The 18,338-nt window shown below is 71.0% G+C and carries 13 protein-coding genes, 1 tRNA gene and 1 pseudogene; 11 read left to right on the top strand and 4 right to left on the bottom strand.

Translation table 11 applies throughout. The annotated features are described in order from the left end of the window. Nucleotides 1-111: 111 nt before the first annotated feature. The 10 genes from ACZ4Z4_RS30775 (at nucleotide 112) to ACZ4Z4_RS30730 (ending at nucleotide 12,848) form a co-directional block, all read left to right on the top strand. On the top strand, nucleotides 112-2,586 hold the full coding sequence (locus ACZ4Z4_RS30775; protein ID WP_468334469.1) for a PQQ-dependent sugar dehydrogenase: 2,475 nt from the start codon (nucleotides 112-114) through the stop codon (nucleotides 2,584-2,586). Nucleotides 2,587-2,601: 15 nt separating this feature from the next. After that, a complete protein-coding gene (locus ACZ4Z4_RS30770; protein ID WP_468334466.1) occupies nucleotides 2,602-4,008 on the top strand; it encodes a ThuA domain-containing protein in 1,407 nt (468 codons plus the stop codon). A gap of 174 nt (nucleotides 4,009-4,182) precedes the next feature. After that, entirely contained in the window at nucleotides 4,183-5,373 is a 1,191-nt protein-coding gene (locus tag ACZ4Z4_RS30765) for an inositol-3-phosphate synthase (protein WP_468334463.1), read from the top strand. 112 nt (nucleotides 5,374-5,485) lie between these two features. Continuing rightward, nucleotides 5,486-6,559, top strand: a complete 1,074-nt coding sequence (locus ACZ4Z4_RS30760) for an SCO3242 family prenyltransferase (protein WP_468334460.1) — start codon at nucleotides 5,486-5,488, stop codon at nucleotides 6,557-6,559. Next, nucleotides 6,556-7,497: a sugar phosphate isomerase/epimerase family protein gene (locus ACZ4Z4_RS30755; protein ID WP_468334458.1), complete on the top strand. Its 942-nt coding sequence runs from the start codon at nucleotides 6,556-6,558 to the stop codon at nucleotides 7,495-7,497. The genes ACZ4Z4_RS30760 and ACZ4Z4_RS30755 overlap by 4 nt, the downstream gene beginning before the upstream one ends. Continuing rightward, complete coding sequence (locus ACZ4Z4_RS30750) at nucleotides 7,494-8,177, top strand: EboA domain-containing protein (protein WP_468334455.1); 684 nt, start codon at nucleotides 7,494-7,496, stop codon at nucleotides 8,175-8,177. Before ACZ4Z4_RS30755 ends, ACZ4Z4_RS30750 begins: the two co-directional genes overlap by 4 nt. 8 nt (nucleotides 8,178-8,185) lie before the next feature. Continuing rightward, complete coding sequence (locus ACZ4Z4_RS30745) at nucleotides 8,186-9,037, top strand: TatD family hydrolase (protein ID WP_468334452.1); 852 nt, start codon at nucleotides 8,186-8,188, stop codon at nucleotides 9,035-9,037. Between the two features lie 3 nt (nucleotides 9,038-9,040). Beyond that, nucleotides 9,041-10,210: a metabolite traffic protein EboE gene (gene eboE / locus ACZ4Z4_RS30740; RefSeq protein WP_468334449.1), complete on the top strand. Its 1,170-nt coding sequence runs from the start codon at nucleotides 9,041-9,043 to the stop codon at nucleotides 10,208-10,210. Continuing rightward, entirely contained in the window at nucleotides 10,207-11,583 is a 1,377-nt protein-coding gene (locus ACZ4Z4_RS30735) for a nucleotide pyrophosphatase/phosphodiesterase family protein (RefSeq protein WP_468334446.1), read from the top strand. Before eboE ends, ACZ4Z4_RS30735 begins: the two co-directional genes overlap by 4 nt. Nucleotides 11,584-11,750: 167 nt before the next feature. Then, nucleotides 11,751-12,848: a sugar phosphate isomerase/epimerase family protein gene (locus ACZ4Z4_RS30730; RefSeq protein WP_468334443.1), complete on the top strand. Its 1,098-nt coding sequence runs from the start codon at nucleotides 11,751-11,753 to the stop codon at nucleotides 12,846-12,848. Between the two features lie 110 nt (nucleotides 12,849-12,958). Here the strand turns inward: ACZ4Z4_RS30730 and ACZ4Z4_RS30725 are convergent, their stop codons facing one another. Continuing rightward, on the bottom strand, nucleotides 12,959-14,290 hold the full coding sequence (locus ACZ4Z4_RS30725) for a DUF2254 domain-containing protein (RefSeq protein ID WP_468334935.1): 1,332 nt from the start codon (nucleotides 14,288-14,290) through the stop codon (nucleotides 12,959-12,961). A gap of 174 nt (nucleotides 14,291-14,464) precedes the next feature. Here ACZ4Z4_RS30725 and ACZ4Z4_RS30720 point away from each other — a divergent pair. After that, a tRNA-Leu gene (locus tag ACZ4Z4_RS30720) sits at nucleotides 14,465-14,552 on the top strand. Nucleotides 14,553-14,672: 120 nt separating this feature from the next. Here ACZ4Z4_RS30720 and ACZ4Z4_RS30715 read toward each other — a convergent pair. From ACZ4Z4_RS30715 to ACZ4Z4_RS30705, 3 genes and pseudogenes are all read right to left on the bottom strand, one after another. Beyond that, entirely contained in the window at nucleotides 14,673-15,764 is a 1,092-nt protein-coding gene (locus tag ACZ4Z4_RS30715) for a lytic polysaccharide monooxygenase (protein ID WP_468334440.1), read from the bottom strand. Nucleotides 15,765-15,864: 100 nt separating this feature from the next. Further along, nucleotides 15,865-17,352 (bottom strand): glycoside hydrolase family 6 protein, encoded by a 1,488-nt coding sequence (locus ACZ4Z4_RS30710; RefSeq protein ID WP_468334437.1) that lies wholly within the window; start codon nucleotides 17,350-17,352, stop codon nucleotides 15,865-15,867. A gap of 84 nt (nucleotides 17,353-17,436) precedes the next feature. Then, a pseudogene (locus ACZ4Z4_RS30705) lies at nucleotides 17,437-18,219 on the bottom strand (GH12 family glycosyl hydrolase domain-containing protein); the annotation flags it as partial. Nucleotides 18,220-18,338: the final 119 nt, after the last annotated feature.

Here is an 18,338-nt window from a genome sequence, read left to right as displayed (position 1 = left end):
GACAAAGCTCGCTACGGTCGTTGAGATGTACAGGACATAAGACTCCGGGGTGACGGCGCACCCCGGCGCACGGAGCACCGCACGACACCCGCCCCCTTCCGGAGGAACCCCGTGCACAGGAAACGCCCGAGACTCCGCACCACACTCGCTCTGCTCACCGGCACCGTACTCACCGGCGCCACCCTCACCTTCGCCGTACCGCAGGCCGGCGCCGCCCCGGCGGACCCGCCCGCGGCCGCCGCCCCCGCCGCCGAGGACTTCCAGCAGGTCACCCTCGCCAAGGGGGAGCCCGAGACGGGCGAGCCGATGACGCTCTCCGTGCTCCCCGACCGCTCCGTCCTGCACACCTCGCGCGACGGCACGCTCCGCCTCACCGACGCGGCGGGCAACACCAGGATCGCCGGGAAGATACCGGTCTACACGCATGACGAAGAGGGCCTCCAGGGCGTCGCCATCGACCCGGAGTTCAGCGAGAACCGCGCGATCTACCTCTACTACGCGCCGCCGCTGGACACCCCCGCGGGCGACGCCCCGGAGAACGGCACGGCCGAGGAGTTCAAGAAGTTCGACGGCGTGAACCGCCTCTCCCGCTTCGTCCTCAAGGCCGACGGCACCCTGGACAACGCCAGCGAGAAGAAGGTCCTCGACGTCCCCGCGAGCCGCGGCACCTGCTGCCACGTCGGCGGCGACATCGACTTCGACAAGGAAGGCAACCTCTACCTGTCGACGGGCGACGACTCCAATCCCTTCGCCTCCGACGGCTTCACCCCCATCGACGAGCGGCCGAACCGCAACCCCGCCTTCGACGCCCGCCGCAGCGCGGGCAACACCAACGACCTGCGCGGCAAGATCCTGCGCATCAAGGTCGCCGCCGACGGCAGCTACACGGTCCCCGACGGCAACCTCTTCCCCAAGGGCACCGAGAAGACCCGCCCCGAGATCTACGCGATGGGCTTCCGCAACCCCTTCCGCATGAGCGTCGACAAGCCCACCGGCATCGTGTACGTCGGTGACTACGGGCCCGACGCCGGCGCGGCCGACCCCAAGCGCGGCCCGGCCGGAAAGGTCGAATTCGCCCGCGTCACCAAGCCCGGCAACTTCGGCTGGCCCTTCTGCACCGGCAAGAACGAGCCCTACGTCGACTACGACTTCGCCACCGGCACCTCCGGCGCGACCTTCGACTGCGCCGCCCCCAAGAACGACTCGCGGCACAACACCGGACTGACCGAGCTGCCGCCCGCGCAGGAGGCCTGGATCCCCTACGACGGCGGATCCGTCCCCGAGTTCGGCAACGGCTCCGAATCGCCGATGGGCGGCCCCGTCTACCGCTACGACGCGGCGAACACCTCCCCGGTGAAGTTCCCCGAGGCGTACGACGGCGACTACTTCGCCGGTGAGTTCGGCCGCCGCTGGATCAAGCGCATCGAGCACGACGCGGACGGCACCGTGCAGTCCATCAACCCCTTCCCCTGGACGGGCACCCAGGTGATGGACATGGAGTTCGGGCCCGACGGCGCCCTCTACGTCCTCGACTACGGCACGGCCTGGTTCGGCGGCGACGAGAACTCCGGCCTCTACCGCATCGAGAACGCCACGGACGGCCACTCCCCGGTCGCCGAGGCGAGCGCGTCCGTCACCAGCGGCCAGGCACCGCTGCGCACGAAGTTCACCGCCAAGGCGACGGACGCCGACGGCGGGACACTGACCTACTCGTGGGACTTCGGCGACGGCGGCAAGTCCACCCAGCAGAACCCCACGTACACGTACAGGAAGAACGGCGTCTACACGGCGACCGTGACCGTCAAGGACTCCACCGGACGCACCGGCTCGGCCAGCGCGCACATCACCGTCGGCAACACCGCGCCCAAGGTCACCCTGGAACTCCCCGGCGACGGCCAGCTGTTCACCTTCGGCGACAAGGTGCCCTTCAAGGTGCAGGTGACCGACCCGGAGGACGGCCCCGTCGACTGCGCCAAGGTCAAGGTCACCCACATCCTCGGCCATGACAGCCACGGCCACCCGGTCACCTCGGCCAACGGCTGCGAGGGCACCATCCAGACCTCGGCGGACGGCGAGCACGACCCGAACGCCAACATCTTCGGAGTCTTCGACGCCGAATACACCGACAAGGGCGCGAACGGCCAGCCCGCGCTGACCACCCACGACCAGAACGTCGTCCAGCCCAAGCACCGCCAGGGCGAGCACTTCAACAGCTCCAAGGGCGTCTCCGTCGTCAACCACACCCCTGCGCACGGCGGCAAGACCGTCGGCGACATCCACAACGGCGACTGGATCTCCTTCAAGCCGTACATCCTCGGCAACGCCACCAAGCTGACCGCGCGCGTCGCCTCCGGCGGCGCCGGCGGCACCCTGGAGGTGCGCAGCGGATCCGCCGGCGGCAGGCTGCTGGGCACCGCGAAGGTGACGCCGACCGGCGGCTGGGAGACGTACACCGACGTCAGCACGGCGATCAGCAAGCCGCCGACGAAGACCACGACGCTCTTCCTGGTCTTCAAGGGCAACGGCTCGGGGGCGCTCTACGACGTGGACGACTTCACCTTCACCACCAGCTCCAGCTCCGGCTGAGGAAGGGGCGGCACCATGCGCAGACGCGCACGGCTCATGACCGCGACCGCGGCCGCCGCACTGCTCATCGGGTGCGTGTCGGGCCCCGCGGCGTCCGAACCGGACACGGCCCGCGCCGGCGAACGGGTCCTGGTCTTCTCCAAGACCGCGGGCTTCCGGCACGACTCGATCCCCACCGGCATCGCGACCGTCAAGGAACTCGGCGCCGCCCACGGCTTCGCCGTCGACGCGACCGAGGACGCGGGCGCCTTCACGGCCGCCAACCTGGCCAAGTACGACGCCGTGGTCTGGCTGTCGACCACCGGGGACGTCCTGAACGCCACACAGCAGGGAGCCTTCGAGCGGTACATCCGCGGCGGCGGCGCCTATGTGGGCGTGCACGCCGCGGCCGACACCGAATACGACTGGCCCTTCTACGGCGGGCTCGCGGGCGGCTACTTCCAGTCGCACCCCGCGATCCAGCCCGCGAGGATCCACGTCGAGGACCACGCGCACCCCGCGACCTCCCACCTGGGCACCGGGAGCTGGGACCGCACCGACGAGTGGTACAACTACCGCGCCAACCCCCGGGACAAAGCCCACGTCCTCGCCTCCCTCGACGAGACGTCGTACACGGGCGGCACGATGGCGGGCGACCACCCGATCGCCTGGTGCCAGAGCGACTACCAGGGCGGCCGCTCCTTCTACACCGGCGGCGGCCACACCAAGGAGTCCTACGCCGAACCGGCCTTCCGGCAGCACCTTCTCGGCGGCATCCGCTGGGCCGTCGGCGCGGCCCAGGCAGACTGCCGCCCCGAGAAGGGCTACAGCCCGCTCTTCGACGGGACGGCGGCCTCGCTGGAAGGCTGGAAACAGGCAGGCCCTGGATCGTTCGCACTGGACGAGGACGACGGAACGCTCACCACCGTCGGCGGCATGGGCATGCTCTGGTACGACCGGCGGGAACTCGGCTCGTACTCCCTCAAACTCGACTGGCGCATGCGCGGCGACGACAACTCCGGGATCTTCGTGGGCTTCCCGCCCTCCGACGACCCCTGGTCGGCCGTGAACAACGGCTACGAGATCCAGATCGACGCCACCGACGTCCCCGCGAAGACCACGGGGTCCGTCTACGGCTTCCGCTCCGCCGACCTGAAGAAGCGCGACAGGGCGCTGAACCGGCCGGGGGAGTGGAACACCTACGAGATCCGCGTCGAGGGAGAACGCCTTCGCGTCCACCTCAACGGAGTCAAGATCAACGACTTCACCAACACCGACCCGGCGCGAAGCCTGCGCCAAGGCCACATCGGCATCCAGAACCACGGCGACGCCGACGAGGTCTCCTTCCGGAACATCCGGCTGAAGGACCTGCCGGCCCGCCACGCCGGAACACCCGCACCGGACGGCTCGGAAGCGGGCCGTCACCCGGGAGCGGGCCGCTAGACGGCGGCGGGCGGAGGACGCCGGACCTCCGCCCGCCGTCCCGCACCGCGATCCGTTCGTCGAACCCGGTGTCCCGTATCGGGTTCCCGCATCGGGCTCCCGTATCGGATCCCCGCATCGGGCTCCCGGGTCGTGTACCGAGCTCTGGAGCCCTGGCCCTGGCAGGAGGCAGCCGTGTCCACATCCGCGACCTCTACATCCACGCCCTCTACTTCCCCCCTCGGGACGTCGCCCGCCGACCGCACCGGCCCCGGCGGTCCTACCGGCGTATGGCTGATCGGGGCACGCGGCTCGGTCGCGACCACGGCCGTCGCCGGATGCGCCGCGGTGGCCGCCGGACTGCACGCGCCCACCGGCATGGTCACCGAATCGCCGCCTTTCCAGGACCGCGGACTGCCAACGTTGTCGTCGCTCGTCTTCGGCGGCCACGACACCGCGAGCTGCCCCCTGCCCAAACGCGCCGAGGAACTCGCCGCGGGCGGCGTCCTCCCGCACGGCCTCCCTTCGGCCGTACGCGCCGAACTCGCCGCCGCCGACGCCGAGATCCGCCCCGGCGGACCCCAGCCCGGCGACACCCGCAGCGACGAAGAACTCATCGACGCCTTCACCGCCGACCTCCGCGACTTCGTACGCCGCCGCGGACTGGCCCGCGCGGTGGTCGTGAACGTCGCCTCCACCGAACCCCGCCCCGCGGACGGCGACGAACGACTGCCCGCCAGCTCCCTCTACGCGGCCGCCGCCCTCCGCGCCGGCTGCCCCTACGTCAACTTCACCCCCTCCACCGGCCTGCACCACCCCCGCCTCACCGAGGCGGCACGCGCCTCCGGCCTCCCGTACGCCGGCCGGGACGGCAAGACCGGCCAGACCCTCCTCCGCTCCGTGCTCGGCCCGATGTTCGCGCAGCGGGCACTCGCCGTGCGCGCCTGGTCGGGCACGAACCTCCTGGGCGGCGGTGACGGCGCCGCCCTGGCCGACCCGGCCGCCGCCGCCGCGAAGAACGCCGGCAAGGAACGCGTCCTCGCCGACACGCTGGGCTCCACCCCCGAAGGCGAGGTCCACATAGACGACGTGCCCTCGCTCGGCGACTGGAAGACGGCCTGGGACCACATCGCCTTCGACGGCTTCCTCGGCACCCGCATGGTCCTCCAGACCACCTGGCAGGGCTGCGACTCGGCCCTCGCCGCCCCCCTCATCCTGGACCTCGCCCGCCTCACCTCCCGCGCCCACGAACAAGGCCTCTCCGGCCCCCTCCCCGCCCTCGCCTTCTACTTCAAGGACCCGGACCCCGGCGCCCCCGCCGCCCTGGGCGACCAATTCACCTCCCTCCTGAACTTCGCGGAGCGGCTGGGGGAGGGCGGCCGATGAGTTTTCGACAGATACGGGGAGGCCCTGTGCCGGAGGCTGCCGCTCGGTGCGGGCGGCCCGCGCCGACGGCCAGGCACAAGGTGCCGCTCGCCCTGTCGGCGAGTGATGCCGCATGATCGCCGCACACGGCGCCGCCCACGCCTGGGTCGAACTCCTCCGGCTCCCCGCCCTGTTCACCGTCCCCGGCGACGCCCTCGCCGGAGCGGCGACGACCACTGCGCGCCCCAACCACCGCACCCTCCTCGCCATCGGTTCCTCTCTCTGTCTGTACGAGGCCGGCATGGCCCTCAACGACTGGGCGGACCGCGCGGACGACGCCGTCGAGCGCCCCGAACGCCCCCTGCCGTCCGGCCGCATCACCCCGCCCGCGGCCCTCGCCGCCGCGACCGCCCTCACCGTCACCGGCCTGGCCCTCGCCTCCCGCGCGGGCCGCCCCTCCCTCACGACGGCGAGTGCCCTGGCCGGCACGGTGTGGGCGTACGACCTCGGCCTGAAGCACACCCCCGCGGGACCGGCAGCCATGGCCGCCGCACGCGGCCTCGACCTGCTCCTCGGCGCGACCGCCACCGCGGGCCCCGGCCATGCCACGAGCGCCAAGGCCGCCGCCCCTTCCGCCGCAATCCTCGCCGCGCACACCCTCGCCGTCACCGTGGTCTCCCGCCGCGAGACCCAGGGCGGCTCCTCCACCGCCCCCTTGGCAGCCTTGGCGGCGACGGCCGCGCTGGCACGGCTGGTGGGCGTGGGTGGTGGCCTCGACGGTGGGGGCTGGCTCGGCAGCGGGGGCGGCGGCCTCCGGAGGGCTCGGAGCGCTTGGAGCGGGCTGAGCGGTCAGGGCGGGCTGCGTCTCGGCCGGAGCGGATCTCGTCTCGGTAGGGGCAGATGTGGATTCGGCCAGGGAGGCCTCCCGGTCGGTCAAGGCGCCGGCGCCGCCACCCCCACCGGCCGCCAGGCCCTCCGCGGTGCGCTCGCCCTCGCCTACGTCGGAACCGCCGCCAAACCCCTCTTCCACGCCGCCCTCAATCCGTCACCTCCCCTCACACAGCGGGCCGTCGGCGGCGGGATCCGCGCCATGATCCCGTTGCAGGCCGCCCTGGCCGCCCGCGCCGGCGCCGCGGGCACCGCCCTGCTGACCGCGGCCCTCGCCCCGGCCGCCCGCACGTTCGCACGGAAGGTGAGCGTCACATGACGGGCACGGCCCCACACCACCCCCACCCGCCCGCCGGGCTCCGCTTCGGCTACGGCACCAACGGTCTCACCGACCTCCGCCTCGACGACGCCCTCGGCCTCCTCGCCGACCTCGGCTACGCGGGCGTCGGCCTGACCCTCGACCACATGCACCTCGACCCCCTCGCCCCCGATCTCGCCGCCCGCACCCGCCAGGTGGCCCGCAGGCTCGACCACCTCGGTCTGACCGCCACCGTCGAAACGGGCGCCCGCTACGTCCTCGACCCGCGCCACAAGCACGGCCCCTCCCTCCTCGATCCCGATCCGGAACGTCGCACCGAACGTGTCCGCCTCCTCATCCGCGCCGTCCAGGTCGCCGCCGACCTGGGCGCCCACGCCGTGCACTGCTTCAGTGGCCTCACCCCGGAGGCCACCTCGGACGCCACCGCGTGGCAGCGTCTCGCCGACGCGCTCGGCCCCGTCCTCGATGCCGCGTCCCGCGCCGGTGTCCCGCTGGCGGTCGAGCCCGAGCCAGGCCACCTCCTCTCCTCCCTCGCCGACTTCCACCGCCTGCGCCGCGAGCTCGACGACCCGGACCCCGAAGTGCTCGGCCTCACCCTCGACATCGGCCACTGCCAGTGCCTCGAACCGCTCCCTCCCGCGGACTGCGTGCGTGCCGCCGCCCCCTGGCTGCGGCACGTCCAGATCGAGGACATGCGCCGCGGAGTCCACGAGCACCTGCCCTTCGGAGACGGGGAGATCGACTTTCCGCCCGTCCTCGAAGCGCTGGCAGCCGTCGGCTACCAGGGGCTGACCGTCGTCGAACTGCCCCGCCACTCCCACGCGGGCCCCGACCTCGCAGCCCGCTCCATCGACTTCCTGCGCCGCGCCGCACCCGCCACCCCGATGGCCGCCACCCCCACCGCCACCGCCGCTGCCGTCGAAGGAGGTACCCCGTGACCGAGACCCCCGGGATCGCCACCCTCCGCACCCGTCTCGAAGCCGAACTCGGCGGAGCCGCCCGCGCCTGGCTCGACCAGGCCACCGCCGAGGCCGCCGCCCACGGAGGACGACCGGAGCAGGAGCAGCGCGGGCCCCTCGCCACCTGGGAGTTGCGGTTCGCCGAGGCCGGACGGCGCTGCGGCCCCGACCACGCCGACGCGGCCCGCATCCTGCTTCTGCACGCCGCGAACGCGACCCCGGCCACCCTGGCCCGCGTCTACGCCCACGGCACCGCCGACGAACGCCGTGCCGTCCTCCTGGCCCTGCCCCACCTGGTGCCCGGCCCCGAAGCCCTGCCCCTGGTCGAGGACGCGCTGCGCACCAACGACACGAGGCTCGTCGCCGCGGCCGTCGGCCCCTACGCCGCCGCACACCTCGGCCCCCACGACTGGCGCCACGCCGTCCTCAAGTGCCTGTTCACCGGGGTCCCCGTGGACGCCGTCGCCGACCTGCCCAGGCGCGCCCGCGGGGACAGCGAGCTCGCCCGCATGCTCGGCGACTACGCGGATGAGCGGACAGCAGCCGGCCGTGCCGTCCCCGGTGACCTGCACCGCGCCCTGCGTCTGACCGCCCCAGAGTCCCCCGAGCCGCCCTCGGCCCCCGCGGGCCTCGCGGGCCCTCCGTCCGGCGAGGAGTAGGAGTCCTGATGCGTATCTTCGATCCCCACATTCACATGACGTCCCGCACCACCGACGACTATCAGGCGATGTACGCCGCGGGTGTCCGCGCGGTTGTGGAGCCCGCCTTCTGGCTCGGCCAGCCCCGCACCTCGCCCGCCTCCTTCTTCGACTACTTCGACTCCCTCCTCGGCTGGGAACCCTTCCGCGCGGCCCAGTACGGCATCGCCCACCACTGCACGATCGCCCTGAACCCCAAGGAGGCGAACGACCCCCGCTGCACACCCGTCCTCGACGAACTGCCCCGCTATCTCGTCAAGGACAACGTCGTCGCCGTCGGCGAGATCGGCTACGACTCCATGACGCCGGCCGAGGACACCGCGCTCGCCGCCCAGCTGCAACTCGCCGCCGACCACGAACTGCCCGCTCTGGTGCACACCCCGCACCGCGACAAGCTCGCGGGCCTGCGCCGCACGATCGATGCCGTCCGCGAGTCCGCCCTGCCCATGGACCGCGTCCTGATCGACCACCTCAACGAGACCACCGTCAAGGAGGCGAAGGACAGCGGCTGCTGGCTGGGCTTCTCCATCTATCCCGACACCAAGATGGACGAGGAACGGATGGTCGCCATCCTGCGGGACTTCGGACCCGACCGGGTGCTGATCAACTCCGCCGCCGACTGGGGGAAGAGCGACCCCCTCAAGACCCGCAAGGTCGCCGACGCCATGCTGGCGACCGGGTTCGCCGAGGACGACGTCGACCTCGTGCTGTGGCGCAACCCCGTGGCCTTCTACGGCCTCAGTGGCCGGCTCCGACTCGACGTACGGGAACCGGACGCGACGACCCACGAGGGGAACTCCATCCTGCGCGGCGGGGCGTGAGCCATGCGCTTCCGGCACCCCGACGGCTCCACCGTCCACCTCGCCTACTGCACGAACGTCCACCCCGCCGAGACCCTCGACGGTGTGCTCGCGCAGCTCCGTGACCACTGCGAGCCCGTGCGCAAACGGCTCGGCAGGGACCGCATCGGCATCGGTCTGTGGCTCGCCAAGGACGCCGCCCACGCCCTCGGCACCGACCCTGCCGCACTGCGCGGCCTGCGCACCGAGCTCGACCGGCGCGGCCTCGAAGTCGTCACGCTCAACGGCTTCCCCTATGAGGGCTTCGGCGCCGAACAGGTCAAGTACCGCGTGTACAAGCCGGACTGGACCGATCCGGAACGCCTCGCCCACACCACCGAACTGGCCCGGCTGCTCGCCGCCCTGCTCCCCGACGACGTCACGGAAGGCACCATCTCCACCCTTCCGCTCGCCTGGCGCACACCCTTCGACGCACCCCGTGCCGAGGCCGCCCGCACAGCCCTGACTGCGCTCGCGCAACGCCTCGACGCCCTCGCCGAGCTGACCGGCCGCTCCATCCGCATCGGCCTCGAACCGGAACCCGGCTGCACCGTCGAGACCACCGCCGACGCCATCGCCCCGCTCACCGCGGTCGGCCACGACCGCATCGGTGTCTGCGTCGACACCTGTCACCTCGCCACCTCCTTCGAGGACCCCGGTGACGCCCTCGACGCTCTCACCGCCGCGGGCATCCCCGTCGTCAAGTCGCAGCTGTCCGCCGCGCTCCATGCCGAAAACCCCCACCGTCCCGACGTACGCGAGGCACTCGCCGCGTTCGACGAACCCCGCTTCCTGCACCAGACCCGCACCATGACCCGCGCCGGCCTGCGCGGCACCGACGACCTCGGCGAAGCACTCACCGCGGACGTCCTGCCCGACACGGCGCCCTGGCGCGCCCACTTCCACGTCCCCCTGCACGCCGCTCCCGCCCCACCGCTCACCTCCACGCTCCCCGTGCTCCAGGACGTCCTGACCCGGCTCGTCGGCGGACCTGTCCCCCTCACCCGCCACCTCGAGGTCGAGACCTACACGTGGCAGGCCCTCCCGCCCGCACTGCGCCCGCGCGGCCGCCCGCAGCTCGCCGAGGGCATCGCCGCCGAGCTCGCCCTCGCCCGCGACCTCCTGACCGACCTCGGCCTCAAGGAACTCCCATGACCGTGAACCCCTTGCTGGTTCTTGACGTCGTCGGCCTCACCCCGCGCCTCCTCGACCACATGCCCCGCCTCAAAACGCTCGGCCAGTCCGGGTCCCGAGCGCCGCTCGGCACCGTGCTGCCCGCCGTCACCTGCGCCGCCCAGTCCACCTTCCTCACCGGCACCACCCCCGCCGAGCACGGCATCGTCGGAAACGGCTGGTACTTCCGCGAGCTCGGCGACGTACTCCTGTGGCGCCAGCACAACGGCCTCGTCGCCGGCGACAAACTGTGGGACGCCGCCCGCCGCGCGCACCCCGGCTACACCGTCGCCAACATCTGCTGGTGGTACGCCATGGGCGCCGACACCGACTTCACCGTCACCCCCCGACCCGTCTACTACGCCGACGGCCGCAAAGAACCCGACTGCTACACCCGGCCTCCGGACCTCCACGACGAACTCACCGAGAAACTCGGCACGTTCCCCCTCTTCCACTTCTGGGGGCCCGGCGCGGACATCGTGTCCAGCCGCTGGATCGTGGCCGCCACCCGGCACGTCATCGACACCCGCCACCCCGACCTGGCCCTGTGCTACCTCCCTCATCTCGACTACGACCTCCAGCGCTTCGGCCCCGACGACCCGCGCTCCTTCCAGGCGGCCGCCGACCTGGACGCGACCCTCGCCCCGCTCCTGGACGACGCGAAAGCGGAGGGCCGGACCGTCGTCGCGCTCTCCGAGTACGGCATCACCCGGGTGAGCCGGCCCGTCGACATCAACCGGACACTGCGCCGCGCGGGCCTGCTGGAGGTGCACACCCAGGACGGCATGGAGTACCTCGACCCGATGGCGTCCCGAGCCTTCGCCGTCGCCGACCACCAGATCGCCCACGTCTACGTCCGCCGCCCGGAAGACCTCGACGCCACGCGCGCCGCCCTCAAGGACGTACCCGGCATCGAGCAGCTCCTCGACGACGAAGGCAAGAAGGCACACCACCTGGACCACCCGCGCTCCGGCGAACTCGTCGCCGTCGCGGAACCGGATGCCTGGTTCACGTACTACTACTGGCTCGACGACGCCCGCGCGCCCGACTTCGCGCAGCTCGTCGAGATCCATCGCAAACCCGGCTACGACCCCGTCGAACTCTTCATGGACCCCGAGGACCCGTACGTCCGCGTCAAGGCCGCGGGCGCGCTGGCCCGCAAGAAGCTCGGCATGCGCTACCGCATGGCGGTCGTGCCCCTGGACCCGTCACCTATCCGCGGCAGCCATGGCCGCCTCCCCACGAGCGAGGACGAAAGTCCGCTCATTCTGTGCTCCACCCCCCGCGCTGTCAGCGGCCGCGTCGCGGCCACCGATGTGAAAGCGCTTCTGCTCGACCTCGCGGGCCTGCGGTGACGACCGCCTGCCCGCGCCGCTGAAGCTGCCTGATCTCCACTGAACTGCTTGATCTCCACTGAACCAGAAGGCTCGGGCCCTGCCATCAGGGTCCGACCCTCAGCGACCCCTGATCCGTTCTTCGAACCCATCCCTGACGCGACCCCGAGCCAGCCGAGGAGAACCACATGATCCGCAAGCCGTCCTCCACCGATCCCGGTTCCGATCCCGAACTCGCCCGCAGACTCAGCCGACGCGGCATGCTCGGTGTGGCCGCCGGTGCGACCGCCGCGGCCCTCGTCGGCGCGGCCGCACCGACGGCCGCAGCGTCGACCAGCCCCACTGACCCCACCGGCGCAACCGGCCCGGCCGGCGCGGGGAAGGGCCGCGGGCGCCCCGTCCTGCCGCCCGGCCGGCTCGGCATTCAGCTCTACAGCCTCCGCGACAAGGTCTCCACCCTCGGATTCGCCCCCGTCTTCGCGGAGTTGAAGAAGTACGGATATGACGAGATCGAGTTCGCCGGCTACACGCAGGGCTCGGCAGGCGCCATCACCCTCGCGCAGCTGAAGGCGCTGGCGCGGGACCACGGTCTGCACCCCATCGGATCCCACGTCGGCTACTACGCCGACAACAACCCCAACGCGTACACGTTCGCGCAGAACCTCACCAAGGTCCTCGACGACGCCGAGGCCCTCGGTCTGAAGCACATCGGCACCGCGTCGGGGCCCTTCCGCTACGGCACCACCGTCGACGCCTGGAAGCGTGCGGCGGAGGACTTCAACACGTACGGCGAAGCGGCCCGCAAGCGCGGCATGAAGTTCTACCAGCACAATCACGCCGAGGAGTTCTCCTTCGCCACCGACAAGCCGAAGGTGCGGCTCTACGACGTGCTGCTCGCCGAGACCGACCCCGATTTCGTGTACCTGGAGATGGACATCTACTGGGCCTACAGCGCCCAGTTCCGGTTCGGCAAGCGGCCCGACGGCACCCCCGCGCCCTTCGACCCGCTCGACTACGTACTCAAGCAGCCCCACCGCTACCCGTTGTTCCACGTCAAGGACGGCATCCGAGATGAGACCACGCGCGACGGCTACCGCATGACGGACGTCGGCGACGGCGACATCGACTACAAGCGGTTCCTGTCCAAGGTGACCGCGCGCACCCACCACGGGAAGCGCTACCACCACTGGCAGGCCGAGCACGACAATCCGGCCGAGTCCTACGCCTTCGCGCGCAAGTCCAGCGAGCACCTGCACTCGCTGCGCACCGGCCGCTGCGGCGACTGACCGACGCCTATTTGGAGGGGGTCCTCCCGCGGTTCTATGGAGGGGCCCTCCCGCAGTCGGGCGGGAGGGCCCCTCCCTGCGCGGGCGGCCTGCCGGATCGTGGCTCCGGTTCAGCCGATGCCCTGGCGGTCCGGCAGCAGGGCGAACACGCGGTCCGCCGCCTCCGGTACCGAGCGCTCCACGGCCTGCGTGAGGAGTTCCCGGTGCCGCAGCAGTGGCTTGCGCCGCTCCTCGGGGACGAGCAGCAGCAGATCGTCGAGTCCGGCGAGCATGCGGCGGGTCACCTGCGGGTTGCCGACCGCGCACCCCCTGATCTCCGCGAACCCGAGATCCACCAGGGCGGTCCAGTCCGGTACCGACTGGATGAGCCGCAGCACCCCGCGCCGGTCGCGGTGCCCGAGCGCGCCGAGCGGGTGCGGGGCGACCGACGCGAGGAACTGCACGATGCGGTCCAGGGCCTGCACGGCGGTCGTCGGATCGTTCACCGCAGGCGACAGGGCCCGCAGCGCGATGTCGGACAGTTGCCGCAGACCGAACCCGAGATCCTGGTGGAAGGTCCGCTCCACCCCTACGGAGACGGTGTAGCCGAGCGCCCGCCGCGAGGGCGCCGCCCCGCCGTGCACCGTGAACACGGGTGTCCCCGGCACCACGAAGTCACCGATCCGAGGGATCAGCCGCAGCACGACGCCCTGCCGCCGGGCCGCCCGCACGGCTCGTGCGATGTTCACGTCACGCAGCACGCCCGCCCTGCCGTGATGTGTGACCCGGGCGGTCTCGGGCCCGAGCCGCTCCGTGTCCACCGGGAGCTCCGTGGGCTGCTTCACGGCGACGCGGAACGACTCGCGGGCGACCCGGAGCGACTCGCGGGCGATCCGGTCGATGACGAAACCGATCCGCATCATCCGGACGGTTCCGTTCACGTACGCCACGAACAGCAGCAGGCTCAGCAGCACCATCACCATCGCGAGCACCGACTCCACCAGCGGCACGGTCGTCAGGAGGCGAGGGTCACGTTCGCTGTCGAACGAGGTGAGGGTCAGGAGGGAGAAGAGGAACGTCGCCAGGAACCCGGTCAGCGTGATCTTGGTGATCCGCGACCGGACGTACAGCCGCACCACCCGCGGGCTGAACTGCCCGCTGGCCATCTGTACGGCCACGAGCGAAATGCTGAAGACGACACCGATGAACGTCATCATGGCGCTGCCGATGGTGCTGATCACCGCCTTGGCGTCGTCGGCGATCCCCATCAGCTCCTTGATCGCGTCGTAGTCGCCCCCGTCCCGCAAGGACGCGACGATCTCCGCGTCCAGCTCCGCCGCGCCCCACCACAGGAGCATCGCCCCCACGAGCCCGGCGGTCGGCGCGAACCACATGGTGTCCCGCAGGTGCTCACGCAAGGGGGAGAGCATCCGGGGGCGGCGGACCCGCACGTCGCCGAGCATGCCGGTGCCATCCGTAATCGATCCGTCACTCATGGTGAGACTGTAGGCGGGGTGGCGCGGGTCACCGTGCATACCGCGGTCGGCGGACGGATATGCAGGTGAAAGGCACTCCGAAACCTTGGTATTGTTGTCCATGTCGCCGCGGGGAACACCCCGCAGGGCGGCAGACACCTAGTCCGGGTGGCGGAATGGCAGACGCGCTAGCTTGAGGTGCTAGTGCCCTTTATCGGGCGTGGGGGTTCAAGTCCCCCCTCGGACACCAGCCAGATCCCCACGGTTCTTCGCGAACCGTGGGGATCTGTCGTTTCCGCGGATCTATTGGTTCCGTGGAGCTGTTGTTTCCGTGGAGCTGTTGTTTCCGTGCCGGGTCCTGGCGGGGTCGCTATGGATTAACGCAGGTGATCGAGCCGGTCGGCAGGTTGTTGCCGGTCGAGGTGGCGGTGAAGCCGAACGTCACGGTGCCATCCGGTGGGATGGTGCGGTTGTGGTCGACGTTCTTCACCGTGACCGTGCCGTCGGAGCCGGTGCTGAGCGTGCCGTTCCAGACCTGGCCGACCTTCGTGCCGGCGCCCGGCTCCCAGCGCACCGCCCATCCGTTGCGCGCGGTGGTGTTGTGGTTCATCACCTCGACGGAACCCTGGAAGCCGCCGTTCCAGGAGTTCGTCACCTTGTACAGGGCCATGCAGCCGGTGTGCGGGTCCGTCGGGGTCGGGGTCGGCGTGGGTGTCGGGGTGGGAGAGGGGCCTCCCGCGCCGTCGCGGATACCGGTGACCTCGCCGTTTCCTCCGTCGAAGACGATGTCGGAGCAGGAGAAGAAGTTCTCCTGGCTGTCCGACCGTACCCACTGGATGAACATCATCGCGTCACCGGAGCGGCCCGAGGGCAGCTTCAGGTCCCAGTAGTAGTGACCTGACTCGCTTCCCACGGAACCGGACTGCGGCGGGTTGGTGACGGTCTGGACGAGCTCCAGGTCGCCCCAGCCCAGTGGCTTCGTGGGTGAGTAGCCGGGCTTGGAGATGTACACGCGGAAGTCGCCGGGGTGCGCCGCCCAGTTGCTGTGCTTGATCTTGATCGTCGCTCCGGAGGTGAGGTGCGTCCGGGGCCAGTCGGCGCGGGCGGCGTTGTAGCCGGTGAAGTTGTACGGGGAGCGGTCACCGGCGCTGCACAGCTTGCCGTCCGGGACGTAGCCCGGACCGCGTCCGCCCGCGTTGGAGTCGAGCACGGCGAACCAGTTGTACAGCGAGTTCGTGCCGCTCTCCGCGAGGGCCGCCTTGCACGCCGGGTTCGTCGGGTCGAGCGCGCCGGTGCTGGTCTTGGCGTCCAGATAGCAGAGGTACGTCCGCGATCCGGGCGTCATCGTCACGCCGTGCGCCTGCGCGCTGTGCTGGCCGACCAGGGCGAGGCCGAGCCCGCTGAGCAGGGTGGCCAGCACCGCGAGTAAGGACAGTGGTCGTCGTCTCTTGCTTCGGGTCATGGTCATGGGGTGGGTTCGGCCTTCTCTTTGGTGATTCCTGATGGGAGGTGGGAGGTGGGAGGTGGGGGGGATGGGGAGAGGCGTGTGCCCCTCGTGGGCTCTAAGGGGCGTCCGTGGGTACGGCCGGGTGGGCGTTGCGTACGAGCAGGGAGAACTGGTCGTGGAACCAGTGCCCGGCCAGTGGTGCGTCGGGCATGGCGCCGGTCGGGTTGCCGCCCGCGCCGGGTGCTCTGTACTCCGGGTCGCACATCGGGTCCGGACGCTTGCCCTCGTCGTTCGGGATGTCCTCGCTCGCACCGTCCGACTCCCCGGGCGGCTTGACCCACAGGAACGCGTCGAGGTGCGAGTCCGGGGAGTCCGCGGGCACGGCCTGCGGGGGATGGCCGAGTCCCGCTCCGTTGACGTTGCACCACAGGCCGCGGTGGGTCCGGCGGTCGACCTTGGACTGGCTGACGTAGGTGTCGAGTTCGGTGCTGGTCCCCTCGGAGGTCGGGCGGTCGCTGCCGCCCCAGCCGTTGCGGGAGGTGTCGATGGCCATGCCGGTGGAAGCGGGCCAGCCCTGGGAGACCAGCGCGGAGTGCATGGCCTTGGTGAAGTCCGTCTCGTCGAAGTTCGGGTTCCACCCGTAGAACGTGCCGGACTTGACCGTGTTGCCGCCGACCGTCTTGTCCGGGTCGGTGAGGAACGGCTCGGTCGAGGGCGTGTAGTTGGAGACGTTGGTGATCAGGCCGTCCACGCTCCGCAGGCCGGCTCTGGTGCCTTTGACGACGTCCGTGTACAGCTGGGCGGCCTGGGTGAGGTTGGTGTCCCAGCCGAGCCAGCCGGAGTGACCGACGTCCATGTACGTGTACACGTTGGGGATGGCGTGCAGCTTGTTGAGGGCGTACCGGGTGGCGGCCACCTGGATGCCGCTGCTCTTCGCCTGGGCGCACTCCGGGTCGGAGAGGTTGGTGACCAGGTTCGGCAGACCGTCCGGCTCGATGACCGTGGCGATGCGGATGTTCCGGTACTTGGGTCTGGCGAAGACCTTGGCGATCTCGTCGATGTACTCGGCCTTGTAACGCGCCAGACCCTTGTGCGTGAGGGGCAGTTCGCCGTTGGAGGCGAGGGCGGCGCAGTCGCGGCCCGGCAGGTCGTAGACCACGAACGAGGCGACGAGCGGTCGGCCCGGCTTCTTCTGCGCCAGCGCCAGGTCCAGGTGGTCGGCGAGGCTCTTGCGGCCCGCGTTGGCGTCGCCGCCGTGGATGGCGGCGATCCGGTCCAGCCAGACGGCCGTCGGATAGTCCTTGACCCGCTCCATCCGGGACTTGAGGGTCGCGTCGGTGGTCTTGGCGATGGACCCGTCGACGAGGCGCGCATAGTCCGGGTTGACGTAGAAGGACGCGTTGGCGAAGGGGTTGTCGACGTGGGGTTCCGCGGTCGAGGCTCTTGGGGTCGTTGACTGCGGTGGCGCCGCCGACGCCGGGGGTGCGGCCACCTGGACCGCCCCTCCGAGCAGCAGGGCGCTCAACGCGGCAGCCAGGACGGCCGGTCGCTTGCGGTGAGGTCTGCGGGGCCGGGCGCTCGTGCGTCTGGTCGGATCGGGCATGGGTTCTCCTGGATGGGGGTGTGGGTGGATCGGGACCAGGGGAGCTCCTGGTCAGCCGCCGATGTGTCAGCCGCCGAGGTGTCAGCCGCCGATGTGCACGGCGGAGGAGAAGGAGTTCACCGACAGCCCGGTGCCGTTCTGCCACGGCTCGAAGCCGGCCTGCACGCTCGTCAGGTACCAGTTGCGCTGCGCCATGCCCCGGGCGACGGCCTGGTCGACGAAGTCCATGACGTCGAAGCTCCAACTCGTGATCGCCGACGGGGCGACGAACGAGATGACGTCGTTGCTGCCGTTGCTGCCGGTCCAGACCTCCCAGGTGCGCCCGCCGACGGTGGCGGTGCCGACCCGGGATCCGATGGGCTGGATCGGACCGACCCGGTTGAACCAGATCATGATCTCGGTCCGGTTGACACCGTCGGTGCGAGGGGTCGGGTCCAGCCAGATGTCGTACGAGGCGTTGTACACGGCGCCTGACACATAGCCGTAGGAGATGCTGCTCGGCGCGCTGGAGACCGTGCTGAGCCGCGCGGGGAGCTTGGTCCCCGGTGAACAGACGGTGTAGTGGCAGCCGTTGAAGACCGAGGGGTACGACTTCGGGGCGCCGTTGGTGGGCACCGAACCGTCGGCCCGGGCGACCCGGAAGCCGGTGTTGGTGGCGGTGACGCACTGGGTGGCGCTGGTGCCCCAGCGGTTGTTCTGCACGACGTGGCGTTCCTGGATCACGGTGGTTCCGAAGGGTTCGCAGATCGTGGTGTCGGCCTGGGCGGGGGTGCCGACGACGAGGAGCGCCGCCATCGTGGTGAGAGTGGTGAACAGCGCGCCTGACAGGGCGCGGACGGTGCGGAGGCGATGCGGTGATGAGCGCATGGGGGAGCCTCTCTCCGAGGGGGTCCTTCGGGGGCGTTTTCGTCTCTCGGTGGCTGGGAGGTGGGAGCGCTCCCACCTCTCGCCCACAGCCGGACTGTAAGAGTCCGATGGGTCCATGA

The sequence above is a fragment of the Streptomyces sp. NPDC030245 genome, from assembly GCF_055572995.1.
The sequence above is the reverse complement of the archived record's forward strand: the minus strand, read 5'-3'. Positions and strand labels throughout refer to the sequence as shown.